The organism is Bacillus sp. EU63, from assembly GCF_038592915.1.
Classification (GTDB): domain Bacteria; phylum Bacillota; class Bacilli; order Bacillales; family Bacillaceae; genus Bacillus; species Bacillus velezensis.
In genome coordinates this window covers 2,534,606-2,561,302 of the sequence record NZ_CP151944.1, presented here as the reverse complement: position 1 = coordinate 2,561,302, position 26,697 = coordinate 2,534,606, and the positions used below count along the sequence as shown (strand labels likewise).

The window sequence follows — 26,697 nt, the reverse complement described above, 5'->3', positions numbered from 1 at the left end:
ACCTTATGCGGGGAGGCAATGCAATATGACGAAAGCGATGATGACGGAGCGGCTGCGGCGGAACCTGAAAATTCTGGGCGCTTGTCTTGCGGCAGGGGCGGTTTTTATCTGTATTTGGCTGTTTCGTTCTGAAAAGGAAGAGCCGGTCAAACAGCAGTCCGTGCTCGGCCAAACAGCCTCGGCATCCGTCGCGGACAAAAAAGACACCGCAGACGATAAGATTATGATTGATGTGAAAGGCGCGGTCCGAAATCCCGGCGTGTATGAAATGAAAGCGGGAGACAGAGTGACGCAAGCCATTGAAAAAGCCGGAGGCCTGAAGAAAAAGGCGGATGAATTGAATGTTAATTTAGCAGAGCAGCTGCAGGACGGGACGATTGTTTATATTCCGAGTGAAGGCGAAGAAGAGAATCACCCGAAAACAGCAGTGGGTGAAAAGGAGAATGCAGCTGTCAATATCAATACGGCATCTTTGGACGAACTTCAGGCGATTTCCGGGGTGGGGCAGAAAAAAGCGGAAGCCATTATCGCCTACCGAGAAGAAAACGGACGGTTTCAGACTGCTGAAGATTTGATGAATGTATCAGGCTTTGGAGAAAAGTCATTTGAGCGGATAAAAACTTCCATTACGGTAAAGTGAATTGACGGTTCTGCTTAAATCTATGTAAACTTAGAAAAGCAACAAGACTTTTTGGAGGGAACACTTGTGGAACGAATCTCATGGAATCAATATTTTATGGCGCAAAGCCATTTGCTGGCGCTGAGAAGCACATGTCCGAGACTGTCAGTCGGGGCAACCGTAGTCAGAGATAAGCGGATGATTGCCGGCGGATACAACGGCTCAATTGCCGGCGGCGTCCATTGCGCTGATGAAGGATGCCTTTTAATAGATAATCATTGCCAGAGGACCATACATGCAGAGATGAATGCGATTCTGCAATGTTCTAAGTTCGGTGTTCCGACGGAGGGCGCCGAAATTTATGTGACGCATTATCCTTGTATTCAATGCTGCAAATCAATTATTCAGGCAGGTATCAAAACGGTTTATTATGCCGAAGATTACAAAACACAGCCTTATGCAAAAGAGCTGTTCAGCCAAGCCGGAGTCAAGGTGGAGCAGGTCGAACTTGATGAAATGATCATCGATCTGAAAAACCGCGAAAAATTGTCTTTTGTAGCAGGTCTGATTCAGCAATTATCTGATGCGGGGGTTAAGGCAGATGAACTGAAAAAAATTCATGAACAGGCCAATGAGCTGTTTACCAGTTACGTATAAATGAAATATAAATACCTTCTTCTGCCTCTGGCGGCGGTTTCTGCAACTGCGGGAATTGCCGCCGCTCATGTCTTCTGGGTTCTGCTCCTTTTTCTTCTGTATCTTCTCTTTATTATTGTAAAAACAAAGCAGCATGCTCCGGTTATTGTCTGCCTCGTTTCTTTTTGTCTTTATTTCTTTCTTTATACGGTTTGTGACGCTGCGAATGTAACGCGGTATCAGGCCGGCAGTTATACTGAACAGGTCGTCATCACTAACATTCCGAAGGTTGACGGAGCGAAAATGTCAGCCGTTATCCGTACACATGACAAGGAAAAATGGGCGGCTTCGTACAAAATCCGGTCTCTTGAGGAAAAGAGACTCATTGAACAGCTTGAACCGGGGATGCGCTGCACGTTTACAGGCTCTCTGGAGCAGCCTGCACATGCGACGGTTCCCGGAGGTTTTGATTATAAGGAATATCTTTACTCTCAGCAGATTCACTGGTTATTTTCCGTGACTTCCATTCAGCAGTGTGAAAAATCCAAACAGCCGCTGTTTAAACTGCTGAACATCAGAAAAAATTTGATTTCGATCATTCGGAATCACGTGCCTGAATCTTCCGCCGGAATTGTTGAAGCGCTGACCTTAGGTGAAAGATTTTCTATAGAGGACGATATACTGAGTGCATATCAAAATTTGGGAGTCGTTCATTTAATGGCGATTTCCGGAATGCATGTCGGTCTTATTACGGCGGGATTATTTTATGCTCTGATCAGAATCGGGCTGACAAGAGAAAAAGCGGGAATTTTGCTGCTGTTGTTTTTGCCGGTGTATACGCTGCTGAGCGGTGCCGCCCCATCCGTATTGCGCGCATCCCTCATGCTGGGATTTTATATCGCCGGAACTCTTGTTAAACGCGGCATTCATTCCTCCGCTGCATTGTCCCTGTCTTATCTGCTGCTCCTGCTGTTTAATCCTTACTTCCTTTGGCAGGCGGGCTTCCAGCTTTCCTTTGCGGTAAGCGCCTCTTTAATTCTGTCATCCTCCATTTTAAAGAAAGCAGGGAAAAGCAGACTTGCCGGGCTTGCGATGGCTTCATTCATTGCGGAGCTCAGCTCACTTCCGTTTCTTCTCTATCATTTTCAGCAAATTTCACTTGTCAGTTTTCCGATGAATATGGTGATGGTGCCATTTTATACGTTATTTGTCATTCCGGTTTCTGTCATCGGTTTCCTTCTTCTTTTACTTTCAGGGCAGATGGGAGAATGTTTGTTTGATATGTTCGACCTTGTGATGAAGCCTGTACATGATTTCATTACATATGCGGCATCCGTTGATTTATTTACTATGATTGTGTCAAAGCCTGACTTTCTTTCCCTTCTTCTGCTTGCGGTTTCCGTTTTTACTCTTTTTGCGGCTTTGGAAAAGGGAGGTTTTTTAAAACTCAGGAAATCGGTTCTTTTTTTCTGCGCGGTTTTGGCTTATTTAATATGCCGTCCGTATTTCAGTCCATGGGGAGAAGCGGATATGCTTGATATCGGGCAGGGAGACTCACTGTTTATAAGCGCGCCGCACCGCAAAGGGACCGTAATGGTTGATACAGGGGGAGTGATTGCTTATCCCGGAGAATCATGGAAAGAAAAACGCCACCCGTATTCTATCGGCGAGAAGGTTTTGATTCCGTTTTTAAACGGAAAAGGGGTGAAAAAGCTGGATGCGCTGATTTTAACCCATGCGGATCAAGATCACATCGGAGAAGCCGGAGTGTTAATCAAAAATCATAGAGTCAAACGGTTAATTGTCCCCGTGGGATTCGTAAAAGAACCGAAGGATCAGAACATATTAAATATGGCGAAAGAAAACAACATTCCCGTTGCCGAAGCAAAGCGGGGCGACACCATTACAGCCGGTGATCTTCAGTTTCAGGTGCTGTCTCCGGAGTCGTCTGACGGAAGGAGTAAAAATGATTCGTCACTGGTGCTTTGGACGGTTTTAAGCGGAGTGAGCTGGCTTTTGACGGGAGATTTAGAATCGGACGGCGAAACGGAAGTGCTGAAAACGTATCCGAATCTGAAGGCTGATATATTGAAGGCGGGTCATCACGGCAGCAAAAGCTCAACGAGTGAAGCCTTTTTGAAACAGCTTCAGCCGGAAGCGGCGCTGATTTCAGCAGGAAAAGAGAATCGATACCATCATCCGCATGAAGAAGTGCTGGATCGTTTGAAGGCGTACTCTGTCAATGTGCTTCGCACCGATATCAGCGGAACGATTCAATACAGATTTAAAAAAGGCGCCGGAACGTTTTCCGTCTTCCCTCCATATGATATAGAAGAAATCAGGGCGCAAGAAGTAAAAAAGACTGCCGATTGACAGCAGCCCGGAATGCGGCTAAGAGCCGATAAGATGGATGGCTGTTGCCATCACGAACAAAAAGGCGAAAAATCCGAAGGACACGACAAAACCGACAGCTGAGTCAACAGCATCATTTCGTTTGCTTTGAACGTTTTTTTCAAAATCATTCAATTTCATCCCTCCTGACTTCCCTAAGTATACTGGAATTGTTTTGAAAAATCTAGAAGTGATGGTAACGTTTTCTGTTCTTGTGATTATCGCCTTTTTACAAGCAGACCCGGGAGCTTGTGAATCAGGCGTTTATTATAAATGAGGAAGCTGTCCTTAAAGCTTCCTCTTTACTATTTGCCGAACTCAATTTAGGATAGAAGGGGATCAAGAAAGAGAGGAAGTCATACGATCATGGTATTTGATGTTTGGAAAGCCCTGAAAAAAGGGGATGTCCGCTCCGTTTATTGTTTATACGGAAAAGAAACGTATCTGCTCCAAGAAACTGTCAGCCGGATCAGACAAGCTGTCGTTGATGAGGAGACAAAGGATTTTAACCTGTCTGTTTTTGATCTTGAAGAAGATCCGCTTGACCAGGCCGTAACCGATGCGGAAACGTTTCCGTTTATGGGAGAGAAGCGGCTGGTCATCGTAAAAAATCCGTCTTTTTTAACAGGGGAAAAAAAGAAAGAAAAAATAGAGCATAATACAGCCGCTCTGGAGACTTATCTGAAGGAGCCTGCACCTTACACGGTCTTTGTGATTGTGGCTCCGTATGAGAAGCTGGACGAACGGAAAAAGCTGACGAAAGCGCTGAAGCAAAAAGCCCTTATGATTGAAGCTAAGGAGCTGAATGCAAAGGAGACGACTGATTTTACGATTAATCTGGCGAAATCCGAAAATAAAATGATCGATACAGAAGCTGCCGAGCATTTGGTTCTGCTTGCAAACGGCCATCTGTCTTCCATATATCAGGAAATACAAAAACTCTCCGCCTACACCGGTGACAGACATGAGATCACACTTGAAGATGTCCGGGAGCTCGTCGCAAGAAGTTTGGAGCAGAATATTTTTGAGCTGATCAACAAAATCGTGAACCGAAAACGGACGGAAAGTCTTCAAATATTTTATGATCTTTTAAAACAAAACGAAGAACCGATCAAAATTATGGCGCTGATCGCCAACCAATTCCGTCTGATTATGCAGACGAAGTATTTTGCAGGACAAGGATACGGCCAAAAGCAAATCGCTTCCAACTTAAAGGTGCACCCTTTCCGGGTAAAGCTGGCGATGGATCAGGCGAGGCTTTTTTCTGAAGAAGAGCTGCGGCGTATTATAGAAAGGCTCGCAGTGATGGATTATGAAATGAAAACGGGGAAAAAGGACAAGCAGCTCTTGCTGGAGCTCTTTCTCCTTGAGCTTCTCCGGACTGAATGAAAAAAACGATCCCCGTTAAAGGGATCGTTTTTGTATTATGCAGAAAGTCCGTTCACTTGTTTCGCAAGTCTAGATTTGTATCGAGCTGCGGCATTTTTGTGTACAAGACCTGTTTTCACTGCTTTATCAATGCGTTTCGCTGCTTCAGAAAGAGCAGTTTTCGCTTTATCCGCTTCGTTGTTAGCAACAGAAGCTTCAACTTGTTTGATTGCAGTACGCATAGCAGATTTGATTGTCGCGTTATGAGCGCGGCGTTCGTTGTTTGTTTTTGTACGTTTAATCGCTGATTTAATGTTTGGCATGTGTTTCACCTCCTAAGATACAACCTGTAGCACAGTGTCTTAAGGTTAAATCTTCTTCACAATAGAACAAATTGTATTCTATCAAACAGAACTTTAGATTGCAATATAAATGTAAAGTATTTTTCGTTGATGGGTAAATTCGCATGATTCGTTTTGTAAATGGTCACACTATATACCACGATGATTGAAGGAGGTCTTTCCTGTGAAAAACAACGAACTGGATGTCAATCAATTTCTGATACGGACGGATTTAGCGGTAGAAACGAAACAGGCGGTAAAAGACGGACAAGCCGGTCAGACAAAAGAAATAAACGGGTTTATTGAAAAAGAACGCGACAAGGGCGGCATTAAAGTCAGAACCGTCGATATTACCAAAGAAGGCGCCGAGCTATCGGGGAAAAAGCAGGGACGCTATGTCACGATCGAGGCTCAAGGGGTTCGGGAACACGACTCTGACATGCAGGAAAAAGTAACGGAAGTGTTTGCCGAGGAATTTTCCGCCTATCTGTCGGCATTAAAGATTCCAAAGGATGCAAGCTGTTTGATCGTCGGTCTCGGCAACTGGAATGTGACGCCGGATGCGCTCGGCCCTCTCGTGACCGAAAACCTTCTTGTGACAAGGCATCTGTTCAGGCTTCAGCCGGAAAACGTACAGGAAGGGTACAGGCCGGTCAGCGCGCTTGCTCCCGGTGTGATGGGATTAACGGGAATTGAAACGAGCGATATTATTCAAGGTGTGATCAAAGAATCAAAGCCGGATTTTGTGATTGCGGTAGACGCTCTTGCGGCAAGAGCCGTTGAAAGGGTGAACACGACCATCCAATTTTCTGATACGGGCATTCACCCGGGATCAGGCGTCGGCAATAAGAGAAAAGAATTAAGCAAGGAAACGCTCGGCATCCCCGTCATCGCAATCGGGGTACCGACTGTCGTTGATGCGGTTACGATCGCGAGCGATACGGTGGATTATATATTAAAGCATTTCGGCAGAGAGATGAAAGATGACAGCCCGTCAAGATCTCTGGTGCCCGCCGGAATGAACTTCGGCAAAAAGAAGGTGCTGACAGACGAAGACCTTCCCGGAGAAAAAGAACGCCAATCCTTTCTCGGTATTGTCGGCACACTGGACGAAAACGAAAAACGCCAGCTGATTCACGAAGTGCTCTCTCCGCTCGGCCATAATCTGATGGTCACACCGAAGGAGATTGACACCTTTATTGATGATATGGCGAACGTGCTTGCAAACGGGTTAAACACCGCCCTTCATGAAAAAGTGTCACAAGATAACAAAGGCTCTTATAATCATTAAAATGGTTCTACCTCCTCTAGCTTGTTCATAGAGTAATTACTAGACAAGCGCTGGAGGGATTCAAATCATGAGAAAAAAACGCAGAAACCGTCAAATTGTCGTTGCAGTAAACGGTGGAAATGCGCTCAAGGGCATGTTTTTGTTTATGACAAGCCTTATCGTTATTTTCGTATTATCGGGTGTGCTCACATCGCTTCGCCCTGAACTGAGGCTTTCTTCGGATTCTCTTCACGGAATTGCCGGAGAACTTCCGGGTGACGCGTTTGCACACCTCCTCGGTATGGAAAATCATTATTTCGCCTCAGAGCTTCCTGAAAAAGACTCTTTTCAGCTGTCCCGGCTTTCCTTAAAACTGGCGACAAGTATTAATATGGAAGACCCGCGGAGTTTCTTGGGACGTGAGCTGCCGGGATTTGCCCAATACGATACGGAGATCCTTCTGGCGGGGCAGGGGACGGATTATACGAATATGCCTGCTGAATCTCCGCCGCCGTCGAAGGTGATGGAAAAAGAAAAAGAAGTGAACCTGGCAGAAATCGAAAACAAAACGAAAAAAGAAGAAACGGCGCCGCCGAAACATTCAACAGGCAGCAAAAAAGTCGTTTTTATTTACCACACTCATAATACCGAATCCTATCTTCCTCTGTTAAAGGGGGAAACAAATCCGGATAACGCCCGCCATTCGAAGGCCAATGTCACGCTTGTCGGAGATATGTTCGGAAAAGCGCTTGAAGCGCAAGGTGTAGGAGCGACCGTAGATAAAACCGACATTCAGGCCCGCCTGAACAAAGACGGCTTAAATTATGCGCGAAGCTATGACGAATCAAGGCCGGTCGTAAAAAGCGCGCTCGCCAAAAATAAAAACCTGCAATATACCATAGACATTCACCGGGATTCCCGCCGCAAGAAAAATACGACAGCCGACATCAAAGGAAAAAGCTATGCCAGAGTCGCCATCGTCGTCGGCAAAAAAAGCGCTAATTTTGAAGAAAACTATAAACTCGCAAGTGAACTTCATAAGCTGATGGAGAAAAAATACCCCGGCTTAAGCGTCGGTGTTTTATCAAAAGGCTCTCCGGGAGATAATGGAGTATACAACCAAGATTTAAACGATCGGTCGCTTCTGCTGGAATTCGGGGGCGTGGATAACAATCTTGAAGAACTGAGGCGCGCATCAGATGCCGTGGCCGATGTGTTCAGCGAACTGTACTGGGATGCAGAAAAGGTCAGCTCGCAATCAGGAGAGAAGAAAAAACAATAGAAATCAGGTGATTCGAATGATCCGTTTTACCAGCAAATGCCTGCTGATCGCCATTGTCATGTTTTTCGGCGTTTTGTTCGGCATGCAGCAGGCAAACAGCGGAATGCTTGATATGAAAGGATACAAAGATCCCTCCTTAAAAGGAGCATTCACGCTCGGCGGCGGAGAAGGACAGGAAAAAGAAGCTTCCATTTTGGGGCAAACCGTTACGGCGAAAGATCTGGAAGAAAAACAAAAACAGCTGGAACAGGCGGAAACCTTCAACCTGTTTTCAAAAGCGGGAGAAACCCTTTCAAATACCGTGACGGACTCGGCGCAGGCGATGTATGAGTGGGTTTCGAAACTGAACCGTTAGCATTGATGAAGAGAAAAGCGGATGATTCCTTAAAGGAAGCTTTTCTCTTTCTTGTTTTAATTGAATGTTTACAATCCTATTGATATAATCTAAGCTAGTGTATTTTGCGTTTAATAGTAGGAGTGATAGATTGTGACAGATAAAGAAAAGCGTTTAGAGAGGCAGTCAAGAATCCGGAATTTCTCCATCATCGCCCACATAGACCACGGCAAATCGACCTTGGCGGATCGGATTTTAGAAAAAACATCGGCGATCACCCAGCGGGAAATGAAAGAACAATTGCTTGATTCAATGGACCTTGAACGCGAACGGGGAATTACCATCAAATTAAATTCCGTTCAGCTGAAATACAAAGCAAAAGACGGAGAAGAATATATATTCCATCTCATCGACACGCCCGGACACGTCGACTTTACATATGAAGTTTCGCGAAGCCTGGCTGCCTGTGAAGGCGCGATTCTCGTTGTTGATGCGGCTCAGGGAATAGAAGCGCAGACATTGGCGAACGTCTATCTGGCGCTTGATAATGATCTTGAGATTCTTCCTGTCATTAATAAAATCGATCTTCCGAGCGCAGAGCCAGAACGTGTGCGTCAAGAGGTTGAGGACGTTATCGGCCTTGACGCTTCAGACGCCGTCCTCGCTTCAGCGAAAGCGGGCATCGGCATCGAAGACATTTTAGAACAGATCGTAGAAAAAGTGCCGGCTCCCGCGGGAGATCCGGAAGCTCCGCTGAAAGCGCTCATCTTTGACTCGCTTTATGACGCGTACCGCGGAGTCGTCGCGTATATCAGAGTCGTAGAAGGAACGGTCAAACCGGGCCAGAAAATTAAAATGATGGCAACCGGAAAAGAGTTTGAAGTCATTGAAGTCGGCGTCTTTACGCCGAAAGCGCAGCCGGCTGACGAATTGACAGTCGGTGACGTAGGCTATTTGACAGCCGCAATCAAAAACGTCGGCGACACCCGTGTCGGTGATACGATCACGAGCGCGGTTAAGCCTGCGGCAGAAGCGCTTCCGGGCTACCGCAAACTCAATCCGATGGTATACTGCGGACTTTATCCGATTGACACAGCCAAATATAATGATTTGCGTGAAGCTCTGGAAAAACTTGAATTGAACGATTCATCTCTTCAATACGAGGCGGAGACGTCACAAGCCCTCGGCTTCGGTTTCCGCTGCGGTTTTTTAGGAATGCTTCACATGGAAATCATTCAAGAGCGGATTGAACGGGAATTTAAAATTGACCTTATTACGACCGCGCCGAGCGTTATTTATGACGTTTATATGACGGACGGCGAAAAGATCATCGTGGATAACCCGTCAAACATGCCTGACCCGCAAAAAATAGAGCGGGTGGAAGAACCTTATGTCAAAGCGACGATGATGGTTCCGAACGATTACGTCGGAGCGGTTATGGAGCTTTGTCAGGGGAAACGGGGCAACTTTATCGATATGCAGTACTTAGACGCCAACCGGGTCAGCATTGTATATGAGATGCCTCTTGCGGAAATCGTATATGAATTTTTTGATCAGCTGAAATCCAGCACGAAAGGGTACGCCTCTTTCGATTACGAGCTGATCGGCTACAAACCGTCCAAACTCGTCAAAATGGATATTATGCTGAATGCAGAAAAAATTGATGCGCTGTCGTTTATCGTGCACCGCGATTACGCATACGAGCGCGGGAAAGTCATCGTCGAAAAATTGAAAGAATTGATTCCCCGCCAGCAATTCGAAGTGCCCGTACAGGCAGCGATCGGACAGAAAATCGTGGCCCGCTCAACCATTAAGGCCATGCGGAAAAACGTCCTTGCAAAATGTTACGGAGGAGACATCTCGCGGAAACGGAAGCTTCTTGAAAAACAAAAAGAAGGAAAACGCCGGATGAAGCAGGTCGGCTCGGTAGAAGTGCCGCAGGAAGCGTTTATGGCCGTTCTTAAAATGGATGACAGCCCGAAAAAATAACGGAAGCCGCCGCAGTCCCGCGCTGCGGCTTCTTTCTGTAAAGAAGAAGGTGTTTCAAAATGAAATCAGCTTATATTCATATTCCGTTTTGTGAGCATATCTGCCACTATTGCGATTTCAATAAATATTTTATTCAGAGCCAGCCTGTCGATGAGTACTTAAACTCACTCGAAAAGGAAATGATAAACACAATAGAACGGACGGGACGCCCCGATCTCCGCACGATTTTTATCGGGGGAGGCACGCCGACATCGCTCTCACCCGCCCAGCTGGAAAAATTGATGGATTCCATTCACCGCGTGCTGAAACCTTCTGACGGACTCATAGAATTTGCCGCGGAAGCGAATCCGGATGATTTGTCCCCGGAAAAATTAAAAATCATGAAAAATGCCGGTGTCAACCGGCTGAGCTTCGGTGTTCAAACCTTTGAAGATGAGCTTTTACAAAAAATCGGCAGAGTGCATAAACAAAAGGACGTATTCACTTCCTTTGAACGTGCGAGGGCTCTCGGCTTCGACAACATCAGTCTCGATTTGATGTTCGGCCTGCCGGGTCAGACGCTGGCCGATCTTGACAATTCCGTCAAAACGGCTTTGTCTCTTGGTGCGGAGCACTATTCCGTTTACTCGCTGATCGTAGAGCCGAAAACGGTGTTTTATAATTTAATGCAAAAAGGCCGCCTGCATCTCCCGGCGCAAGAACAAGAGGCCGAGATGTATGAAACGGTCATGAGGCAGATGAGTGAAGCAGGCATCCGCCAATATGAAATCAGCAACTTTGCAAAGCCCGGATACGAGTCGCAGCATAATCTGACGTATTGGAGCAATGAAGCGTATTTCGGTTTTGGCGCAGGCGCTCACGGGTATATCAGCGGCACGCGCACCGTCAACGCCGGGCCTGTGAAACATTACATTCAGCTCATCGAAGAAAAGGGGCTGCCTTATCGTGACACGCACGAGGTGACACGTGAGGAGCAGATTGAAGAAGAAATGTTCCTCGGTCTCAGAAAAATGTCCGGCGTACAAAAGCAAGCTTTCCTCGATAAATTCGGACGCTCGGTTGACGAACTGTTTCCCGATGTTCTCAAAGATTTAACCGAAAAAGGCCTGATCTGTGACACGGAAGAATCGGTTGCATTAACGCATGAGGGCAAATTATTAGGAAATGAGGTTTTTGGCGCTTTTTTGGGTGAGTTATAATTGACATTTTTCTTTTGGTTTGTTACTTTTGATATAGAATTAGCACTCGCTGACCTTGAGTGCTAACAGGGGTGATGATGATGTTAACAAATCGTCAGCTGTTGATCCTGCAAGTGATTATTAATGATTTTATACAATCAGCGCAGCCTGTAGGATCAAGAACTCTTTCAAAAAAAGACGAGATTACATTCAGCTCTGCAACGATCAGAAACGAGATGGCTGACTTGGAGGAATTGGGCTTTATTGAAAAAACCCATTCATCCTCAGGACGGATTCCGTCGGAAAAAGGGTACAGGTATTATGTCGATCATTTGCTGTCACCCGTCAAGCTGACAAAAACCGATCTGGATTTAATTCACTCGATATTTAAAGAAAAAATCTTCGAGCTGGAAAAAACAGTCCAAAAATCAGCGCAAATCTTGTCCGATCTGACAAACTACACATCGATTGTCCTCGGGCCGACGCTGAGCGAGAACTATCTTAAACAGATTCAAATCGTTCCGATCCAGCCGGATAAGGCGGTCGCCATCCTCGTCACGAACACGGGGCATGTCGAAAACCGCACCATCAATTTCCCGGCTAAAGTGGATTTGGCCGATATTGAAAAACTGGTCAATATATTAAACGATCGATTAGCGGGCGTGCCGATGGACGAACTGAATGAGCGCATTTTTAAAGAGGTTGTCACATATTTAAGGCAGCATATCGCCAACTATGACAGCATACTTGAATCGCTCCGCTCCACATTCCATCCGGCGGCCCACGTTGAGAAATTGTTTTTCGGCGGAAAGATCAACATGCTGAATCAGCCGGAGTTCCATGATATTGAAAGGGTCCGCTCGCTTTTATCTTTAATTGAAAAAGAGCAGGATGTTCTGAAGCTGTTTCAGTCATCAAAAGCGGGGATTTCAATCAAAATCGGCAAAGAAAACGACTACGAAGAAATGGAAAACTGCAGCTTAATCACGGCCACTTATACAGTTGATACGAAACAGATCGGATCAATCGCGATTATCGGGCCGACGCGCATGGATTATTCAAGAGTCGTCAGCCTGCTGCAGCATGTGACTTCGGACTTGTCAAAAGCATTCACAAGTTTGTATGATGAATAAGGGAATTTTGGCAATCATTTTCAGTCATCTTTTTACAGCATTTGAGGGAGGTGAACACAATGTCAGAAGAAAAACAAACCGCAGAACAGGTTGAAGCAGCAGAACAAGAAGAAGTGACAGAACAGGCAGAACAAGCGGCTTCACAAGAGCAGCATGAAGAAACGGCAGGTCAGGAAGAAGCCCTTCAGCACCAAATTGATGAATTGCAGGGTTTGCTTGATGAAAAAGAAAACAAGCTTTTGCGTGTTCAAGCAGACTTTGAAAACTATAAACGACGCAGCCGCCTTGAGATGGAAGCTGCTCAGAAATACCGTTCTCAAAACGTCGTAACGGAAATCCTTCCGGCTCTCGACAACTTTGAACGGGCGTTACAGGTAGAAGCTGAAAGCGAGCAGACAAAAAGCTTGCTGCAAGGTATGGAAATGGTCCGCCGCCAGCTGATGGACGCACTTGAAAAAGAAGGCGTTGAAGCCATCGAAGCTGTCGGTCAGGAATTTGATCCGAACCTTCACCAAGCCGTCATGCAGGTGGAAGATGAAAACTTCGGCAGCAATATTGTTATCGAAGAACTGCAAAAAGGCTACAAACTGAAGGATCGCGTCATCCGTCCTTCAATGGTAAAAGTGAATCAATAACTACATAGCAGGAGGTAATTCAAAGTGAGTAAAGTAATCGGAATTGACTTGGGTACGACAAACTCATGTGTGGCAGTGCTTGAAGGCGGAGAGCCTACAGTCATCGCCAACGCTGAAGGAAACCGTACGACTCCGTCAGTCGTTGCATTTAAAAACGGCGAGCGCCAAGTAGGGGAAGTGGCGAAACGCCAATCAATCACAAATCCTAACACAATCATGTCTGTTAAACGCCATATGGGTACTGACTATAAAGTGGAAATCGAAGGAAAAGACTACACGCCTCAAGAAGTGTCAGCTATTATCCTTCAGCATCTGAAAGCATATGCTGAAAGCTACCTCGGCGAAACAGTTTCAAAAGCCGTTATCACGGTTCCTGCATACTTCAACGATGCAGAGCGCCAAGCGACAAAAGATGCCGGTAAAATCGCCGGTCTTGAAGTAGAGCGTATTATCAACGAGCCGACTGCAGCAGCGCTTGCATACGGACTTGATAAAACGGACGAAGACCAAACAATTCTTGTTTACGACCTTGGCGGCGGTACGTTTGACGTATCTGTTCTTGAACTTGGCGACGGCGTGTTTGAAGTCCGTTCAACTGCCGGTGACAACCGTCTTGGCGGGGACGACTTTGACCAAGTCATCATCGATCATCTCGTAGCAGAATTCAAAAAAGAAAACGGCATTGATCTTTCAAAAGACAAAATGGCGCTTCAGCGTTTGAAAGATGCGGCTGAGAAAGCGAAAAAAGATCTTTCCGGCGTATCATCCACACAAATTTCTTTACCGTTTATCACGGCGGGAGAAGCAGGTCCGCTTCACCTTGAGCTGACCCTGACCCGCGCTAAATTCGAAGAGCTTTCCGCTCACCTTGTTGAGCGCACAATGGCTCCTGTCCGTCAGGCTCTTCAAGATGCGGATCTTTCTGCAAGCGAAATCGACAAAGTTATCCTTGTCGGCGGATCAACACGTATTCCTGCCGTACAGGAAGCAATCAAAAAAGAAACGGGTAAAGAAGCGCATAAAGGCGTAAACCCTGATGAAGTTGTAGCGCTGGGTGCAGCGATTCAAGGCGGCGTCATCACGGGAGACGTAAAAGACGTTGTTCTTCTTGACGTTACACCGCTTTCTCTCGGTATTGAAACAATGGGCGGCGTGTTCACGAAACTGATCGACCGCAACACGACAATTCCGACGAGCAAGTCTCAAGTATTCTCAACCGCTGCCGACAACCAAACGGCTGTTGACATTCACGTGCTTCAAGGTGAGCGCCCGATGTCTGCCGACAACAAAACGCTCGGCCGCTTCCAGCTTACTGATATCCCGCCGGCACCGCGCGGCGTACCGCAAATCGAAGTTTCTTTCGATATTGACAAAAACGGTATCGTAAACGTAAGAGCGAAAGACTTAGGCACAGGAAAAGAACAAAACATTACTATCAAATCTTCTTCAGGTCTTTCTGATGATGAGATCGAACGCATGGTAAAAGAAGCGGAAGAAAACGCTGACGCTGATGCGAAGAGAAAAGAAGAAATCGAAGTCCGCAACGAAGCTGACCAGCTTGTGTTCCAAACGGAAAAAACATTAAAAGATCTGGAAGGCAAAGTGGACGAAGAGCAAGTGAAAAAAGCAAACGACGCGAAAGACGCGCTGAAAGCCGCTATCGAGAAAAACGAAATTGAAGACATCAAAGCGAAAAAAGATGAGCTTCAAACAATCGTTCAAGAGCTTTCTATGAAGCTTTATGAAGAAGCTGCAAAAGCGCAGCAGGCTGAAGGCGGAGCAAACGCTGAAGGCAAAAAAGCGGACGACAACGTTGTCGATGCGGAATACGAAGAAGTAAAAGACGACGAAACGAAAAAATAAGTTCTTTCCCGCATGGCTATAGGCGGAAGAACACACAGCATATTCTGATTCAACAGACAGAAAGTCAAAGTCAGGCATCTCTTGGCTTTGACTTTTTTTCTTGCCCGGGATAAAAGGAATTGAAAAAACATAATTCAAAATGATACAATCTAATTTATGTGAGAAATTCGGGAGAGTGAAGCGAGATGAGTAAGCGTGATTACTATGAAGTGCTTGGGGTAAGTAAGAGCGCTTCAAAGGATGAAATCAAAAAAGCCTATCGGAAGCTTTCAAAAAAATATCATCCTGATATCAATAAAGAATCCGGAGCAGATGAAAAATTCAAAGAGGTAAAAGAAGCGTACGAAGCGCTCTCAGACGACCAAAAACGCGCTCAATATGACCAATTCGGCCATACAGACCCTAACCAGGGATTCGGCGGCGGTTTCGGAGGCGGCGGAGACTTCGGCGGCTTCGGTTTCGATGACATCTTCTCAAGCATCTTCGGAGGCGGCACGAGACGCCGTGACCCGAATGCGCCGCGGCAAGGCGCGGATCTGCAGTATACAATGACCCTGTCATTTGAAGACGCGGCTTTCGGAAAAGAAACGATCATTGAAATTCCGCGCGAAGAGAATTGCGAAACATGTAAAGGGTCTGGCGCGAAGCCGGGAACAAAGCCGGATACGTGCTCGCACTGCGGAGGTTCAGGCCAGCTGAACGTCGAACAGAACACGCCGTTTGGCAAAGTGGTTAACCGAAGAGTCTGCCACCACTGTGAAGGAACAGGAAAAATCATCAAAAACAAGTGTTCTGACTGCGGCGGCACGGGCAAAGTGAAAAAACGGAAAAAAATCAATGTCACGATTCCTGCCGGTGTGGATGACGGACAGCAGCTGCGCGTTCCGGGCCAAGGTGAACCGGGCGTAAACGGAGGGCCGGCGGGAGATCTGTTTGTCGTATTCCATGTGCGCGCCCACGAGTTCTTTGAGCGCGACGGAGACGATATTTATTGCGAAATGCCGTTAACGTTTGCCCAAGCGGCACTCGGAGACGAAGTGGAAGTGCCGACGCTTCACGGAAAAGTGAAATTGAAAATACCTGCCGGCACACAAACCGGCACGAAATTCAGATTAAGAGGCAAAGGCGTTCAGAACGTCCGGGGCTACGGACAAGGCGACCAGCACATTGTCGTCCGCGTCGTCACACCGACGAATCTGACAGATAAACAAAAAGACATCATCCGCGAGTTCGCTGAAGTCAGCGGAAACCTGCCGGATGAACAAGAAATGAGTTTCTTTGACAAAGTAAAACGCGCATTTAAAGGCGAGTAATGATTGGATAGGAGTTGGTAGTTTTGAAATGGTCCGAAATCAGCATTCACACAACACATGAAGCGGTCGAACCCATCTCAAATATTTTGCATGAAGCTGGTGCGAGCGGGGTTGTCATCGAAGATCCGCTTGATTTAATGAAAGAGCGTGAGAATGTTTACGGGGAAATCTACCAGCTCGACCCCAATGATTACCCCGATGAGGGTGTCATTGTCAAAGCGTATCTGCCGATCAACAGTTTCCTCGGCGAAACGGTGGACGGCATTAAAGAGACGATTAACAATCTGCTTTTGTACGACATTGATTTGGGCAGAAACAAAATCACCATTTCTGAAGTTAATGAAGAAGAATGGGCGACAGCTTGGAAAAAGTATTATCATCCTGTGAAAATTTCTGAAAAGTTCACGATCGTTCCCACATGGGAAACGTATACACCTGTTCATACTGATGAACTGATTATCGAAATGGACCCGGGTATGGCATTCGGTACGGGAACGCATCCGACAACGGTTTTATGCATTCAGGCGCTTGAGCGTATCGTTCAAAAAGGCGACCGTATCATTGATGTCGGCACCGGTTCAGGAATTTTAAGCATCGCGGCCGCCATGCTTGAGGCCGAATCGGTTCATGCGTATGACCTTGATCCGGTCGCTGTTGAAAGCGCGCGTCTGAATCTGAAATTGAACAAAGTGAGTGATACGGCCGAAGTGAAGCAGAACAATTTGTTAGACGGCATCACGGGCGAACATGATGTCATTGTCGCAAATATTTTGGCGGAAGTGATTCTCCGCTTTACATCACAGGCGTACGACCTGCTCAAAGACGGAGGCCATTTTATTACTTCAGGCATTATCGGCCAGAAAAAACAGGAAGTAAAAGAAGCGTTGGAAAAAGCCGGCTTTACCATCATAGAAATTCTGTCTATGGAAGATTGGGTCAGCATCATCGCGAAAAAATAACAGTTAGTAGGTGTCACAGCGTATGCAACGATATTTTATCGAGCTCACGAAGCAGGAGATGGACGAAACTCCTGATTTTCAAATCACGGGGGAAGACGTCCACCATATAGCGAACGTCATGAGAATGAGTGCGGGAGACCGGATTATCTGCTGTTCGAAAGACGGCCATGAAGCGTTATGCCTGCTTAAAGAGGTTTCTAAAGATCATATATCATGCAGCATTGCTGAGTGGACGGGTGAAAACCGTGAACTGCCTTTGAAGATCAGGATCGCAAGCGGCCTTCCGAAAGGTGATAAGCTTGAATGGATTATCCAAAAAGGGACCGAGCTGGGGGCAAGTATGTTCATCCCTTTTCAAGGCGCCAGATCCGTCGTTAAGCTTGACGATAAAAAGGCAAAGAAAAAACGGGAGAGATGGGCGAAAATCGCGAAGGAAGCGGCGGAGCAATCGTACCGCAATGAAATTCCCGAAGTGAAAACCGTTCATACGTTCCGGCAGCTGCTTGAAATGGCGGAGAATGTCGATAAATGTGTCGTTGCATACGAGGAGTCATCAAAGCAGGGAGAAACGGGCGCTTTCGCCGCGGAGCTCAAAAGCCTTCCGCAAGGTTCGTCTCTTTTAATCGTATTCGGCCCTGAAGGCGGTCTGACTGAGTCTGAAGTTCATCAGCTTTCAGAAAAAGGCGCCGTCTTATGCGGCCTCGGACCGAGAATTTTACGGACTGAAACTGCGCCTCTTTACGCGTTAAGCGCAGTTTCCTATCATACAGAGTTATTAAGAGGTGATCAGTAATGGCAACTGTTGCTTTTCATACCCTTGGCTGCAAGGTCAACCATTATGAAACAGAAGCAATCTGGCAGCTGTTTAAAGATGCGGGTTATGAACGAAAAGAATTCGAACAGACAGCAGATGTATATGTCATTAATACATGTACGGTAACAAACACGGGAGATAAAAAAAGCCGTCAAGTCATCAGACGGGCGATCCGCCAAAATCCTGACGGCGTCATCTGCGTAACAGGGTGCTATGCGCAAACCTCTCCGGCAGAAATTATGGCCATCCCGGGTGTTGACATCGTCGTCGGCACGCAGGATCGTGAAAAAATGCTCGGTTACATTGAGCAGTACAGGGAAGAGCGCCAGCCGATCAACGGCGTCGGCAATATTATGAAAGCACGCGTGTTTGAAGAGCTGGATGTTCCCGCTTTTACTGACCGCACAAGAGCGTCGTTAAAAATCCAAGAGGGCTGCAACAACTTCTGTACGTTCTGCATTATCCCTTGGGCGCGCGGCCTGCTTCGTTCCCGCGATCCGGAAGAAGTCATTAAACAGGCGCAGCAGCTGGTGGATGCCGGCTATAAAGAAATCGTCCTGACGGGGATTCATACGGGCGGCTACGGCGAAGATATGAAAGATTATAATTTCGCCAAGCTTCTCCGCGAGCTTGATACACGTGTAGAAGGACTGAAGCGGATCAGAATTTCATCTATTGAAGCAAGCCAAATCACTGATGAAGTGATTGAAGTGCTGGATGCGTCTGATAAAATCGTCCGTCACCTTCATATCCCGATTCAGTCAGGATCAAACACCGTTCTGAAACGGATGAGACGCAAATATACGATGGAATTTTTCGCGGACCGTTTAAATAAGCTGAAAGAAGCGCTGCCTGGTCTGGCCGTTACATCTGATGTCATCGTCGGTTTCCCGGGTGAAACGGAAGAAGAATTTATGGAAACATACCGGTTCATTAAAGAACATAAGTTTTCAGAGCTTCACGTATTCCCTTACAGCAAACGCACCGGAACACCTGCGGCCAGAATGGAAGACCAGGTTGACGAGAACGTGAAAAACGAACGGGTGCATAAGCTGATCGCGCTGTCTGACCAGCTTGCAAAAGAATACGCCTCCGATTATGAAGGAGAGGTTCTGGAAATCATTCCGGAAGAGGCGTTTAAAGAGTCTGATGAAGACGGCATGTTCGTCGGCTATACGGACAATTACATGAAAGTCGTCTTCAAAGGCACGGAGGATGTAATCGGCAAACTTGTCAAAGTCAAAATTCAAAAAGCGGGCTATCCGTATAACGAAGGACAATTCGTCCGTGTCGTTGAGGATGAAATGACCCGGAACATGCGCATGTCTTCATAACAGATAAAAAAACCGGTGCCTTCCCGCATCGGTTTTTTTACGGTTTCGGAGGAATCAGCCTGTCAATCAGCCGGTAAAACAAATGTGTGAACGGCAGAAACAATAGGGCGGTGACTACGTTAAATAACAGGCTGAAATGCGCAATCATCTGCGCGGGATCATCAGACAGGCGCTCCGTAAAACCTGCTGATGCGGACAGGAAGGGAAATACGAGCAGCACGCCGAGAATATTAAACACAACGTGAGCACCGGCGGTCTGTCTGGCGGCATAACCGCCTGAAACAGCAGCCATGACGGCCGTGACGCATGTCCCGATATTAGATCCCAGAACGACGCTGACCGCTTGTTCAATGCCGATCACCCCTTCGTTCATAAAACTCATCAAAATGCCGATGCAGACGGAGCTTGAATGAATGATTGCCGTCAATATCATACCGATAAAAAGAGCGGACCAGCTCGAATCATTCACATGGCGCAAAACCTCCGCCCCCGCCTTCATTTCTGTCAGCGGAACGGCGAGCCGGCTGAAGCATGTGATGCAAAAAAAGATGATGCCGAGACCGAGGAAGCTTATGCCGATCTGCCTGAACGGATATTTACGGATGAGGATAAACACAAGGCCTCCGATAAAAAGCACCCAAATGAGCACATCCATCTTTATGGCTAAAAACTCCGTCGTAAACGTGGAGCCGACATTCGTGCCGAGAATCATCGGAATGGTCCGTTTAAAAGATAAAGCGCCTGCGCTGACAAAGCCGATGACAATGACCATGAAGGCTGAGCTGCTCTGAAGAAAACCAGTGAATACGATGCTTATGAGAAAAGCTTTCAAAGGGTGGTCGGTAAATAAGAGCAGGCTCTTCTCAATTTTTGAATACGTTAATGCGATCAGCCCCTGCCTGAGCAGGCTCATTCCGAGTAAAAAAATCAGGATAAGTGCGGTAAAGAGAATCAGTATCATCAAACGAAACACCCCTTTCCATCATTATATAGACAAGCAGCCTTATTCATGACGGAAAAGTGAGCTCGCTTAGTTGACCTGACTGATGGCTTATATTATAATGTCAAAGTACATGTTTATATATGTATCTTTTTAAAGGTAGTCGATTGGTGTATTCGGAGGGAGGGAAAGAGAATGTCAAAAACGGTCGTTAGAAAAAACGAATCGCTTGAAGATGCTCTTCGTCGCTTCAAACGCAGTGTATCAAAGACAGGTACTTTGCAAGAAGCAAGAAAGCGCGAATTTTATGAAAAACCTAGCGTAAAGCGCAAGAAAAAGTCAGAAGCTGCTAGAAAACGCAAATTCTAAAAGAGGGTGGATTTATGAGTCTTCTTGAGCGACTTAACCAAGATATGAAGCTGTATATGAAAAGCCGTGAGAAAGACAAACTGACTGTCGTTCGAATGGTGAAAGCTTCACTTCAAAACGAAGCAATTAAGCTTAAGAAAGACAGTTTGACCGAGGATGAGGAACTTACTGTCCTATCTCGTGAACTTAAGCAACGTAAAGACTCCCTCCATGAATTTTCAAACGCTAATCGTTTAGATTTAGTAGATAAAGTTCAAAAAGAGCTGGACATTTTAGAAGTTTATTTACCGAAGCAGCTTTCTGAAGAAGAGCTGCAGACAATTGTAAATGAAACCATCGCTGAAGTCGGTGCGAGCTCCAAAGCGGACATGGGCAAAGTGATGAGTGCTATTATGCCTAAAGTAAAAGGTAAAGCTGACGGCAGCGTAATTAACAGACTTGTCAGCAGTCAATTATCTTAATTGACGAGAAAAAAGACATCTTTCCTAGAGAGATGTCTTTTTTTATACATAAAAAAATGAAACTAAAGTACATTTGTTACGTATATAAAGAAGAACGAAACGGGAAGGAGGGTATATTTGCCTTGTTCCGAAAAAAAAACGGAATTGCTGTTGCTCTATTGGGCTTATTTGTATTATCTTTATTAGGGGTTCAATTGAACGCGAAAGCTGATCACCCATCGGTTTATGTCATCCCGGTTGAGAAAAATGTCGAACAGGGGCTCGCCTCGTTTTTATCGCGTTCTTTCAAAGAAGCGAAGGAGTCCGGCGCGTCACACATTATTCTTGACATCAATACACCGGGAGGCGCCGTTCAATCAGCCTTGGATATTGCGGATATCATCGGCCGCGCGGATGTGCCTGTTACCGCTTACGTTAATAAACGGGCGCTTTCTGCCGGAGCGTATATAGCGCTTCAGGCAGATGAAATCTATATGGCGCCGGGCGGAAAAATGGGTGCCGCAGCCATCATCGACGGAAAAGGAAACGCGGCGGACAAAAAGGCTCAATCACTGTGGCATGCAGAAATGGAGGACGCAGCGGTTAAAAACAACCGAAATCCGAAATATGCGCTGGCCATGGCTGACCCCGCCATCAACGCAAAGGAAGCGGGCGCCCCAAAGGGAAAACTGCTGACACTGACAGCTGAAAAAGCCAAGGAAGTCGGATATTCGGAGGGCACGGTTTCAGACCTTGATGCTTTATATACAAAGCTCGGTTTTGACAAAGCGGATGTTCACCATGCAAAAGAAGGTTTCGTCGGCAAACTGGGCAGATGGCTGACAAATCCGTTTGTTGTCCCCGTCTTATTAACGCTTGCTTTGCTTGGTTTGACCATTGAATTGTTCTCGCCGGGCCTCGGGATACCGGGTGCTGTCGGACTGACGGCCATGCTGCTGTTTTTTACCGGGCATATCGCTGCCGGATTCGCCGGCTATGACAGCGTATTCTTATTTTGCGCGGGCTTGGTTTTTATCCTTTTAGAGATATTTCTGCCCGGAGGCATAATCGGTCTTATCGGTATTGCAGGCGTCATAGCGAGCCTCTTTCTCGCTGCGGGCAGCTTTACTGTAATGGCGGTTTCTCTCTTGATCGCCTTTGCTGTATCTATTACAGCCTTTATCATATTAACAAGGGTGTTGGGGAAACGAATGAAATTCTTTAAAAAATTAATATTAACTGATTCAACAAGCACGGAGAGCGGTTATGTTTCAAATCAGAACCGGACGGAGCTGTTGGGAAAAGTCGGCGTTACCGCTACAGCCCTCAGACCGTCAGGCACCGTCATTATTGATGATGAACGTCTGGATGTCGTCTCGGAAGGATCATTCACTGAAAAAGACAGACAGGTGAAAGTAGTGAAAGCGGAAGGCTCACGCATTGTCGTGAGAGAAATATAGATGATAACCTTGAGGAGGAATTAGATGGAACTGTCAAGTTTGGCGATTTTAGCATTAGTTGCTGCTGCCATTATTGTGTTAGCCATATTCTTCACCTTTGTACCGGTGATGCTATGGATTTCGGCGCTTGCGGCAGGAGTCAGAATCAGCATTTTCACTTTGGTCGGGATGAGGCTGCGGCGCGTCATACCAAGCCGCGTTGTCAATCCGTTAATTAAAGCGCATAAAGCCGGCCTATCCGCAACAACAAATCAGCTCGAAAGCCATTATCTGGCCGGAGGTAATGTCGACAGGGTGGTCAATGCCCTGATTGCGGCACAGCGTGCCAATATTGAACTGACATTTGAACGCTGCGCAGCCATTGACCTGGCTGGGCGTGACGTATTGGAAGCCGTACAGATGAGCGTCAATCCGAAGGTCATTGAAACACCGTTTATCGCGGGTGTCGCCATGGACGGAATTGAAGTAAAAGCAAAAGCCAGAATCACGGTAAGAGCCAATATTGAGCGCCTTGTCGGAGGAGCGGGAGAAGAGACGGTTGTCGCCCGTGTCGGAGAAGGGATTGTCTCGACAATCGGTTCTTCACACAATCATAAAAAAGTGCTTGAAAATCCTGATATGATTTCGCAGACCGTACTTGGCAAAGGGCTGGATTCAGGCACCGCATTTGAAATTCTTTCGATTGACATCGCCGACGTTGATATCGGCAAAAACATCGGAGCGATTCTTCAGACGGATCAGGCAGAAGCAGACAAAAACATTGCGCAGGCCAAAGCCGAAGAGCGCCGCGCCATGGCGGTCGCCCAAGAGCAGGAAATGCGCGCTCGCGTAGAAGAAATGCGTGCAAAAGTCGTGGAAGCAGAAGCCGAAGTGCCGCTTGCGATGGCAGAAGCGTTGCGTGAAGGAAACATCGGCGTCATGGACTATATGAACATAAAAAATATCGACGCGGATACGGACATGAGGGATTCTATCGGCAAGCTGACGAATGACCAGCAAGATGAAGACCAACAATAACCTCTCTATTAAGGAGGGAGCCGCTATATGCACGAGATTCTGACAAATCCGCTCGTCATTGCCGCCGTCATCGGCATTATATCGGCAATATTCGGCAAGAAAAACAAAGATGAAAAACGTCCGCCGGGTACACGTCCCGGAAATCAGGCAAAAAAGCAGGATCAAAAACAGCCGCAGAAAGAGCATAAGCCGGAAGCGGAAGAATTGCCTGCCGTTTCAAAAGAGAACCCTTTTGAGCAAAAAAGAAGGGAAGCTGAAAAGCGCCTAGCGGAGACGGAGCAGATGTTTAACGGGCTTGAACATAAGCTGACATCCGCACGCGCACGAAACGCGTCTCTGAAGAAATCAGCCCTCAAAATAAATAAAGAAACTGCGGTCCAAGGCATTATATTCAGTGAGGTTTTGGGTCCGCCCCGTGCAAAAAAACCGCACCGGACCATGCGGAACATCGGTAAAAAATAAAGTGTTAGAACCCCTTTTCAAATCATACATATGAGATGAAAGGGGGTTCTTTTTTTATGGGGCAAAGAAAGAATCGTGTAAAGGCATGGCTGACAAGAGCATTGGAAATTCCCCCGGACGTTATGATGGATCTGCCTCGTATTACGATGGTCGGCAGACTTCATATCTACATAGAGAATCACAGAGGCCTCCTGCTGTTCAGCGAAGAAGAAGTCAGGCTGATGCTCAAGCAGGGGCAATGTATCATATCAGGAAAAAACTTGGTCATTAAGGCAATCCTTCCTGAGGAAATTCTTTTGGAAGGCACGATAGATCACGTACGATATGTCGATTCATAAAGCCGGGGGGAAATAATGTGAAAAACAAATGGCTGTCATTTTTTTCGGGTAAAGTCCAAGTAGAAGTCAAAGGAAAAGGGATTGAACGGCTGCTGAATGAATGCACGAGAAACGGAATCGCCATCTTTGCGGTGAAAAAAAAGCAAGACTGTGTCCTGCTGATGATTCAGCTTCAGGATGTACATGCTTTCAGAAGAGTCATCAGAAAACATGAATGCAAAGCAAGCTTTACAAAAAGAAAGGGTCTTCCCTTTCTGCTTCTCAAATCAAAATTAAACCTGGGCTTCACTGCGGGATTTGTGATATTTTTTGTTATATTGTTTCTTTTGTCCAACATGATTTGGGAAATTGATATTAAAGGGGCCAAGCCCGAAACCGAGCATCAGATGGTAAAGCACCTTGAAGAAATCGGTGTGAAAAAAGGCCGTTTGCAATTTTTAATGATGACGCCGGAGAAAATTCAAAAATCATTAACAAACGGTATCGATAATATTACGTGGGTCGGTGTGGAATTGAACGGGACAGCCCTTCATATGAAAGTGGTCGAAAAAAACGAACCGACAAAAGAAAAGTACGTGAGCCCCCGCCATATCGTTGCCAAAAAGAAGGCGGTCATCAAAAGGATGTTCGTGCAAAAGGGGCAGCCGATGGCTTTTGTGAACGATCATGTTGACAAAGGACAGCTCCTCGTCTCAGGACTGATCGGAAATGAAGACCGGAAAGTCGCCTCAAAAGCGGAAATTTACGGAGAAACATGGTACAAGTCAGAAGTAACCGTGCCTCTTGAAACATCATTTACGCTATATACGGGTAAAGTAAGGACGAAGCACAAGCTGTCTTTCGGATCATGGGGCGTGCCTTTTTGGGGCTTTGAATTTAATGAGAAGCCGCTGAAACATCCGAAAACAGAGGAAGAAAAGCATCCGTTTCAATTTCTGGGGATGAAGCTTCCGGTTTCTTACGTTCAAGAACAGACAAGAGAAAGTGAAACATCCGTGCGGACTTATACGAAAGGCGAAGCGGTTCAGGCCGGTATCAAAATGGGAAGACAAGATGTAGAAAAGCGATTAAACGGCAGCGGAGAGGTGGAAAGTGAAAAAGTTTTGCACCAATCCGTTGAGAATGGTAAAGTAAAGTTGATTATTCTCTACCAAGTTATAGAAGATATCGTTCAAACCACACCTATTGTTCAGGGAGACTAAAGAATGGCAGAACATTTACTTGCGATTAATCACAAACTGAAAAGCCCGGACGAAGCACTTTCTTTGTTCGGCAGCCAAGATGCTTTTTTACATTTAATGGAGAAGGATCTGGGCATTAGCCTCATCACACGCGGTGAAACCATTTACGTTTCCGGGAATGATGAAACATTTGAGATCGCTGACAGATTATTGGGCTCGCTCCTTACTTTAATTCGCAAGGGGATCGAGATTTCGGAACGTGATGTGCTGTATGCCGTGAAAATGGCAAAAAAAGATGAACTGGACTATTTTGAAAGCATGTATGAAGAGGAAATAACGAAAACGGCAAAAGGCAAACCGATCCGTGTCAAAACCATCGGCCAAAGAGAATATGTGGCGGCGATGAAGAAAAACGACATGGTGTTCGGCATCGGGCCGGCGGGAACCGGCAAAACTTATTTGGCGGTCGTAAAAGCGGTGCACGCTTTAAAAAACGGCCACATTAAAAAAATCATTTTAACAAGACCCGCTGTGGAAGCCGGCGAGAGCCTCGGCTTTCTGCCCGGAGATTTAAAGGAAAAAGTAGATCCTTATCTGCGCCCGCTGTATGACGCGCTCCATGATGTGCTCGGAAGCGACCATACGGAGCGTCTTATGGAAAGAGGGGTTATCGAAATCGCCCCGCTTGCCTATATGAGAGGGCGGACGCTTGACGACGCGTATGTGATTCTTGATGAAGCCCAGAATACCACTCCCGCTCAAATGAAAATGTTTTTGACGAGATTGGGTTTTGGCTCTAAAATGATCATTACGGGCGACGTAAGCCAAATTGACCTGCCGAAAGGCGTCACATCGGGACTTGCAGTAGCGAAGGACATGCTGAAGGACGTAAACGGCATCTCCGTGATTGAACTTGACCAGACAGATGTGGTCAGGCATCCGCTTGTTGCAAAAATTATTGAAGCTTATGATAAGCAAAAGTAATGCAAAAATGACCCGATCTCCCGTTATCGGGTCATTTTTATATGATG

The 26,697-nt window shown here is 46.4% G+C and carries 26 protein-coding genes and 2 pseudogenes; 25 read left to right on the top strand and 3 right to left on the bottom strand.

From position 1 onward, the window contains the following. Positions 1-25 precede the first annotated feature (25 nt). The 3 genes from NYE38_RS12600 (at position 26) to NYE38_RS12590 (ending at position 3,628) form a co-directional block, all read left to right on the top strand. Positions 26-640 (top strand): helix-hairpin-helix domain-containing protein, encoded by a 615-nt coding sequence (locus NYE38_RS12600; RefSeq protein ID WP_017418180.1) that lies wholly within the window; start codon positions 26-28, stop codon positions 638-640. A gap of 66 nt (positions 641-706) precedes the next feature. Next, positions 707-1,276: a ComE operon protein 2 gene (locus tag NYE38_RS12595; RefSeq protein ID WP_003152868.1), complete on the top strand. Its 570-nt coding sequence runs from the start codon at positions 707-709 to the stop codon at positions 1,274-1,276. Next, positions 1,277-3,628 carry a DNA internalization-related competence protein ComEC/Rec2 gene (locus tag NYE38_RS12590; RefSeq protein WP_017418179.1) on the top strand — a complete coding sequence of 784 codons (2,352 nt, stop codon included), beginning with the start codon at positions 1,277-1,279 and terminating at the stop codon, positions 3,626-3,628. An 18-nt stretch (positions 3,629-3,646) separates the two neighbouring features. On the opposite strand, the gene NYE38_RS12585 is transcribed toward NYE38_RS12590, so the two are convergent. Next, positions 3,647-3,781: a YqzM family protein gene (locus tag NYE38_RS12585; protein WP_003152870.1), complete on the bottom strand. Its 135-nt coding sequence runs from the start codon at positions 3,779-3,781 to the stop codon at positions 3,647-3,649. A 40-nt stretch (positions 3,782-3,821) separates the two neighbouring features. Here NYE38_RS12585 and NYE38_RS12580 point away from each other — a divergent pair. Beyond that, positions 3,822-3,973 (top strand): annotated as a pseudogene (locus tag NYE38_RS12580) (hypothetical protein). A gap of 39 nt (positions 3,974-4,012) precedes the next feature. Next, positions 4,013-5,054: pseudogene (holA, locus tag NYE38_RS12575) on the top strand (DNA polymerase III subunit delta). A gap of 16 nt (positions 5,055-5,070) precedes the next feature. Here the strand turns inward: holA and rpsT are convergent. Beyond that, entirely contained in the window at positions 5,071-5,337 is a 267-nt protein-coding gene (rpsT, locus tag NYE38_RS12570) for a 30S ribosomal protein S20 (RefSeq protein WP_003152876.1), read from the bottom strand. A gap of 202 nt (positions 5,338-5,539) precedes the next feature. Between rpsT and gpr the strand changes: the two genes are divergently transcribed. The 12 genes from gpr (at position 5,540) to mtaB (ending at position 19,459) form a co-directional block, all read left to right on the top strand. Beyond that, entirely contained in the window at positions 5,540-6,646 is a 1,107-nt protein-coding gene (gene gpr / locus NYE38_RS12565; RefSeq protein ID WP_003152878.1) for a GPR endopeptidase, read from the top strand. Positions 6,647-6,713: 67 nt separating this feature from the next. After that, positions 6,714-7,907, top strand: a complete 1,194-nt coding sequence (locus tag NYE38_RS12560) for a stage II sporulation protein P (RefSeq protein WP_007612673.1) — start codon at positions 6,714-6,716, stop codon at positions 7,905-7,907. A gap of 16 nt (positions 7,908-7,923) precedes the next feature. Further along, a complete protein-coding gene (locus NYE38_RS12555) occupies positions 7,924-8,262 on the top strand; it encodes a YqxA family protein (protein ID WP_017418178.1) in 339 nt (112 codons plus the stop codon). Between the two features lie 132 nt (positions 8,263-8,394). Continuing rightward, positions 8,395-10,230, top strand: a complete 1,836-nt coding sequence (gene lepA / locus NYE38_RS12550; protein WP_013352938.1) for a translation elongation factor 4 — start codon at positions 8,395-8,397, stop codon at positions 10,228-10,230. Between the two features lie 59 nt (positions 10,231-10,289). Then, positions 10,290-11,429: a radical SAM family heme chaperone HemW gene (gene hemW, locus NYE38_RS12545; protein WP_025649831.1), complete on the top strand. Its 1,140-nt coding sequence runs from the start codon at positions 10,290-10,292 to the stop codon at positions 11,427-11,429. A gap of 80 nt (positions 11,430-11,509) precedes the next feature. Continuing rightward, positions 11,510-12,541, top strand: coding sequence for a heat-inducible transcriptional repressor HrcA (hrcA, locus tag NYE38_RS12540; RefSeq protein ID WP_017418176.1), 1,032 nt, complete (start codon positions 11,510-11,512; stop codon positions 12,539-12,541). A gap of 59 nt (positions 12,542-12,600) precedes the next feature. Further along, the gene (grpE, locus tag NYE38_RS12535; protein ID WP_003152892.1) at positions 12,601-13,176 is read left to right on the top strand and encodes a nucleotide exchange factor GrpE; all 576 of its coding nucleotides are present in this window, start codon (positions 12,601-12,603) and stop codon (positions 13,174-13,176) included. A gap of 24 nt (positions 13,177-13,200) precedes the next feature. Beyond that, complete coding sequence (dnaK, locus tag NYE38_RS12530; RefSeq protein WP_007408273.1) at positions 13,201-15,039, top strand: molecular chaperone DnaK; 1,839 nt, start codon at positions 13,201-13,203, stop codon at positions 15,037-15,039. Between the two features lie 185 nt (positions 15,040-15,224). Continuing rightward, on the top strand, positions 15,225-16,352 hold the full coding sequence (gene dnaJ / locus NYE38_RS12525) for a molecular chaperone DnaJ (protein ID WP_003152895.1): 1,128 nt from the start codon (positions 15,225-15,227) through the stop codon (positions 16,350-16,352). A gap of 23 nt (positions 16,353-16,375) precedes the next feature. Further along, the gene (gene prmA, locus NYE38_RS12520; RefSeq protein ID WP_025649832.1) at positions 16,376-17,311 is read left to right on the top strand and encodes a 50S ribosomal protein L11 methyltransferase; all 936 of its coding nucleotides are present in this window, start codon (positions 16,376-16,378) and stop codon (positions 17,309-17,311) included. A 22-nt stretch (positions 17,312-17,333) separates the two neighbouring features. Further along, positions 17,334-18,104 carry a 16S rRNA (uracil(1498)-N(3))-methyltransferase gene (locus NYE38_RS12515; protein ID WP_007408275.1) on the top strand — a complete coding sequence of 257 codons (771 nt, stop codon included), beginning with the start codon at positions 17,334-17,336 and terminating at the stop codon, positions 18,102-18,104. Further along, positions 18,104-19,459 (top strand): tRNA (N(6)-L-threonylcarbamoyladenosine(37)-C(2))-methylthiotransferase MtaB, encoded by a 1,356-nt coding sequence (gene mtaB / locus NYE38_RS12510; RefSeq protein WP_014305444.1) that lies wholly within the window; start codon positions 18,104-18,106, stop codon positions 19,457-19,459. The genes NYE38_RS12515 and mtaB overlap by 1 nt, the downstream gene beginning before the upstream one ends. A gap of 37 nt (positions 19,460-19,496) precedes the next feature. Here the strand turns inward: mtaB and NYE38_RS12505 are convergent, their stop codons facing one another. Next, positions 19,497-20,423, bottom strand: a complete 927-nt coding sequence (locus tag NYE38_RS12505; protein ID WP_021494332.1) for a Na/Pi symporter — start codon at positions 20,421-20,423, stop codon at positions 19,497-19,499. A gap of 171 nt (positions 20,424-20,594) precedes the next feature. On the opposite strand from NYE38_RS12505, the gene rpsU reads away from it, so the two are divergent. From rpsU to NYE38_RS12465, 8 genes are all read left to right on the top strand, one after another. After that, positions 20,595-20,768 (top strand): 30S ribosomal protein S21, encoded by a 174-nt coding sequence (gene rpsU, locus NYE38_RS12500; RefSeq protein WP_003152957.1) that lies wholly within the window; start codon positions 20,595-20,597, stop codon positions 20,766-20,768. A 14-nt stretch (positions 20,769-20,782) separates the two neighbouring features. Beyond that, the gene (locus NYE38_RS12495; protein WP_007408278.1) at positions 20,783-21,229 is read left to right on the top strand and encodes a GatB/YqeY domain-containing protein; all 447 of its coding nucleotides are present in this window, start codon (positions 20,783-20,785) and stop codon (positions 21,227-21,229) included. Between the two features lie 122 nt (positions 21,230-21,351). Next, entirely contained in the window at positions 21,352-22,668 is a 1,317-nt protein-coding gene (locus NYE38_RS12490) for a nodulation protein NfeD (RefSeq protein ID WP_224443290.1), read from the top strand. Between the two features lie 24 nt (positions 22,669-22,692). Then, complete coding sequence (floA, locus tag NYE38_RS12485; RefSeq protein ID WP_014418409.1) at positions 22,693-23,685, top strand: flotillin-like protein FloA; 993 nt, start codon at positions 22,693-22,695, stop codon at positions 23,683-23,685. A gap of 27 nt (positions 23,686-23,712) precedes the next feature. Next, positions 23,713-24,147, top strand: coding sequence for a hypothetical protein (locus NYE38_RS12480; RefSeq protein ID WP_014418408.1), 435 nt, complete (start codon positions 23,713-23,715; stop codon positions 24,145-24,147). Between the two features lie 56 nt (positions 24,148-24,203). Next, complete coding sequence (yqfC, locus tag NYE38_RS12475; protein ID WP_003152966.1) at positions 24,204-24,485, top strand: sporulation protein YqfC; 282 nt, start codon at positions 24,204-24,206, stop codon at positions 24,483-24,485. Between the two features lie 17 nt (positions 24,486-24,502). Then, positions 24,503-25,687 (top strand): sporulation protein YqfD, encoded by a 1,185-nt coding sequence (yqfD, locus tag NYE38_RS12470; RefSeq protein WP_015417843.1) that lies wholly within the window; start codon positions 24,503-24,505, stop codon positions 25,685-25,687. A gap of 3 nt (positions 25,688-25,690) precedes the next feature. Next, entirely contained in the window at positions 25,691-26,650 is a 960-nt protein-coding gene (locus NYE38_RS12465) for a PhoH family protein (RefSeq protein WP_007408283.1), read from the top strand. The last annotated feature ends 47 nt before the right edge of the window (positions 26,651-26,697 follow it).

Coding starts and splice junctions, on each gene's coding strand:
- NYE38_RS12590 (WP_017418179.1), top strand. CDS start 1,277: ATGAAATATAAATACCTTCTTCTGCCTCTGGCGGCGGTTTCTGCAACT.
- NYE38_RS12495 (WP_007408278.1), top strand. CDS start 20,783: ATGAGTCTTCTTGAGCGACTTAACCAAGATATGAAGCTGTATATGAAA.
- mtaB (WP_014305444.1), top strand. CDS start 18,104: ATGGCAACTGTTGCTTTTCATACCCTTGGCTGCAAGGTCAACCATTAT.
- NYE38_RS12515 (WP_007408275.1), top strand. CDS start 17,334: ATGCAACGATATTTTATCGAGCTCACGAAGCAGGAGATGGACGAAACT.
- yqfC (WP_003152966.1), top strand. CDS start 24,204: ATGGGGCAAAGAAAGAATCGTGTAAAGGCATGGCTGACAAGAGCATTG.
- NYE38_RS12465 (WP_007408283.1), top strand. CDS start 25,691: ATGGCAGAACATTTACTTGCGATTAATCACAAACTGAAAAGCCCGGAC.
- floA (WP_014418409.1), top strand. CDS start 22,693: ATGGAACTGTCAAGTTTGGCGATTTTAGCATTAGTTGCTGCTGCCATT.
- grpE (WP_003152892.1), top strand. CDS start 12,601: ATGTCAGAAGAAAAACAAACCGCAGAACAGGTTGAAGCAGCAGAACAA.
- hemW (WP_025649831.1), top strand. CDS start 10,290: ATGAAATCAGCTTATATTCATATTCCGTTTTGTGAGCATATCTGCCAC.
- NYE38_RS12555 (WP_017418178.1), top strand. CDS start 7,924: ATGATCCGTTTTACCAGCAAATGCCTGCTGATCGCCATTGTCATGTTT.
- dnaJ (WP_003152895.1), top strand. CDS start 15,225: ATGAGTAAGCGTGATTACTATGAAGTGCTTGGGGTAAGTAAGAGCGCT.
- NYE38_RS12480 (WP_014418408.1), top strand. CDS start 23,713: ATGCACGAGATTCTGACAAATCCGCTCGTCATTGCCGCCGTCATCGGC.
- rpsU (WP_003152957.1), top strand. CDS start 20,595: ATGTCAAAAACGGTCGTTAGAAAAAACGAATCGCTTGAAGATGCTCTT.
- hrcA (WP_017418176.1), top strand. CDS start 11,510: ATGTTAACAAATCGTCAGCTGTTGATCCTGCAAGTGATTATTAATGAT.
- NYE38_RS12560 (WP_007612673.1), top strand. CDS start 6,714: ATGAGAAAAAAACGCAGAAACCGTCAAATTGTCGTTGCAGTAAACGGT.
- NYE38_RS12600 (WP_017418180.1), top strand. CDS start 26: ATGACGAAAGCGATGATGACGGAGCGGCTGCGGCGGAACCTGAAAATT.
- rpsT (WP_003152876.1), bottom strand. CDS start 5,337: ATGCCAAACATTAAATCAGCGATTAAACGTACAAAAACAAACAACGAA.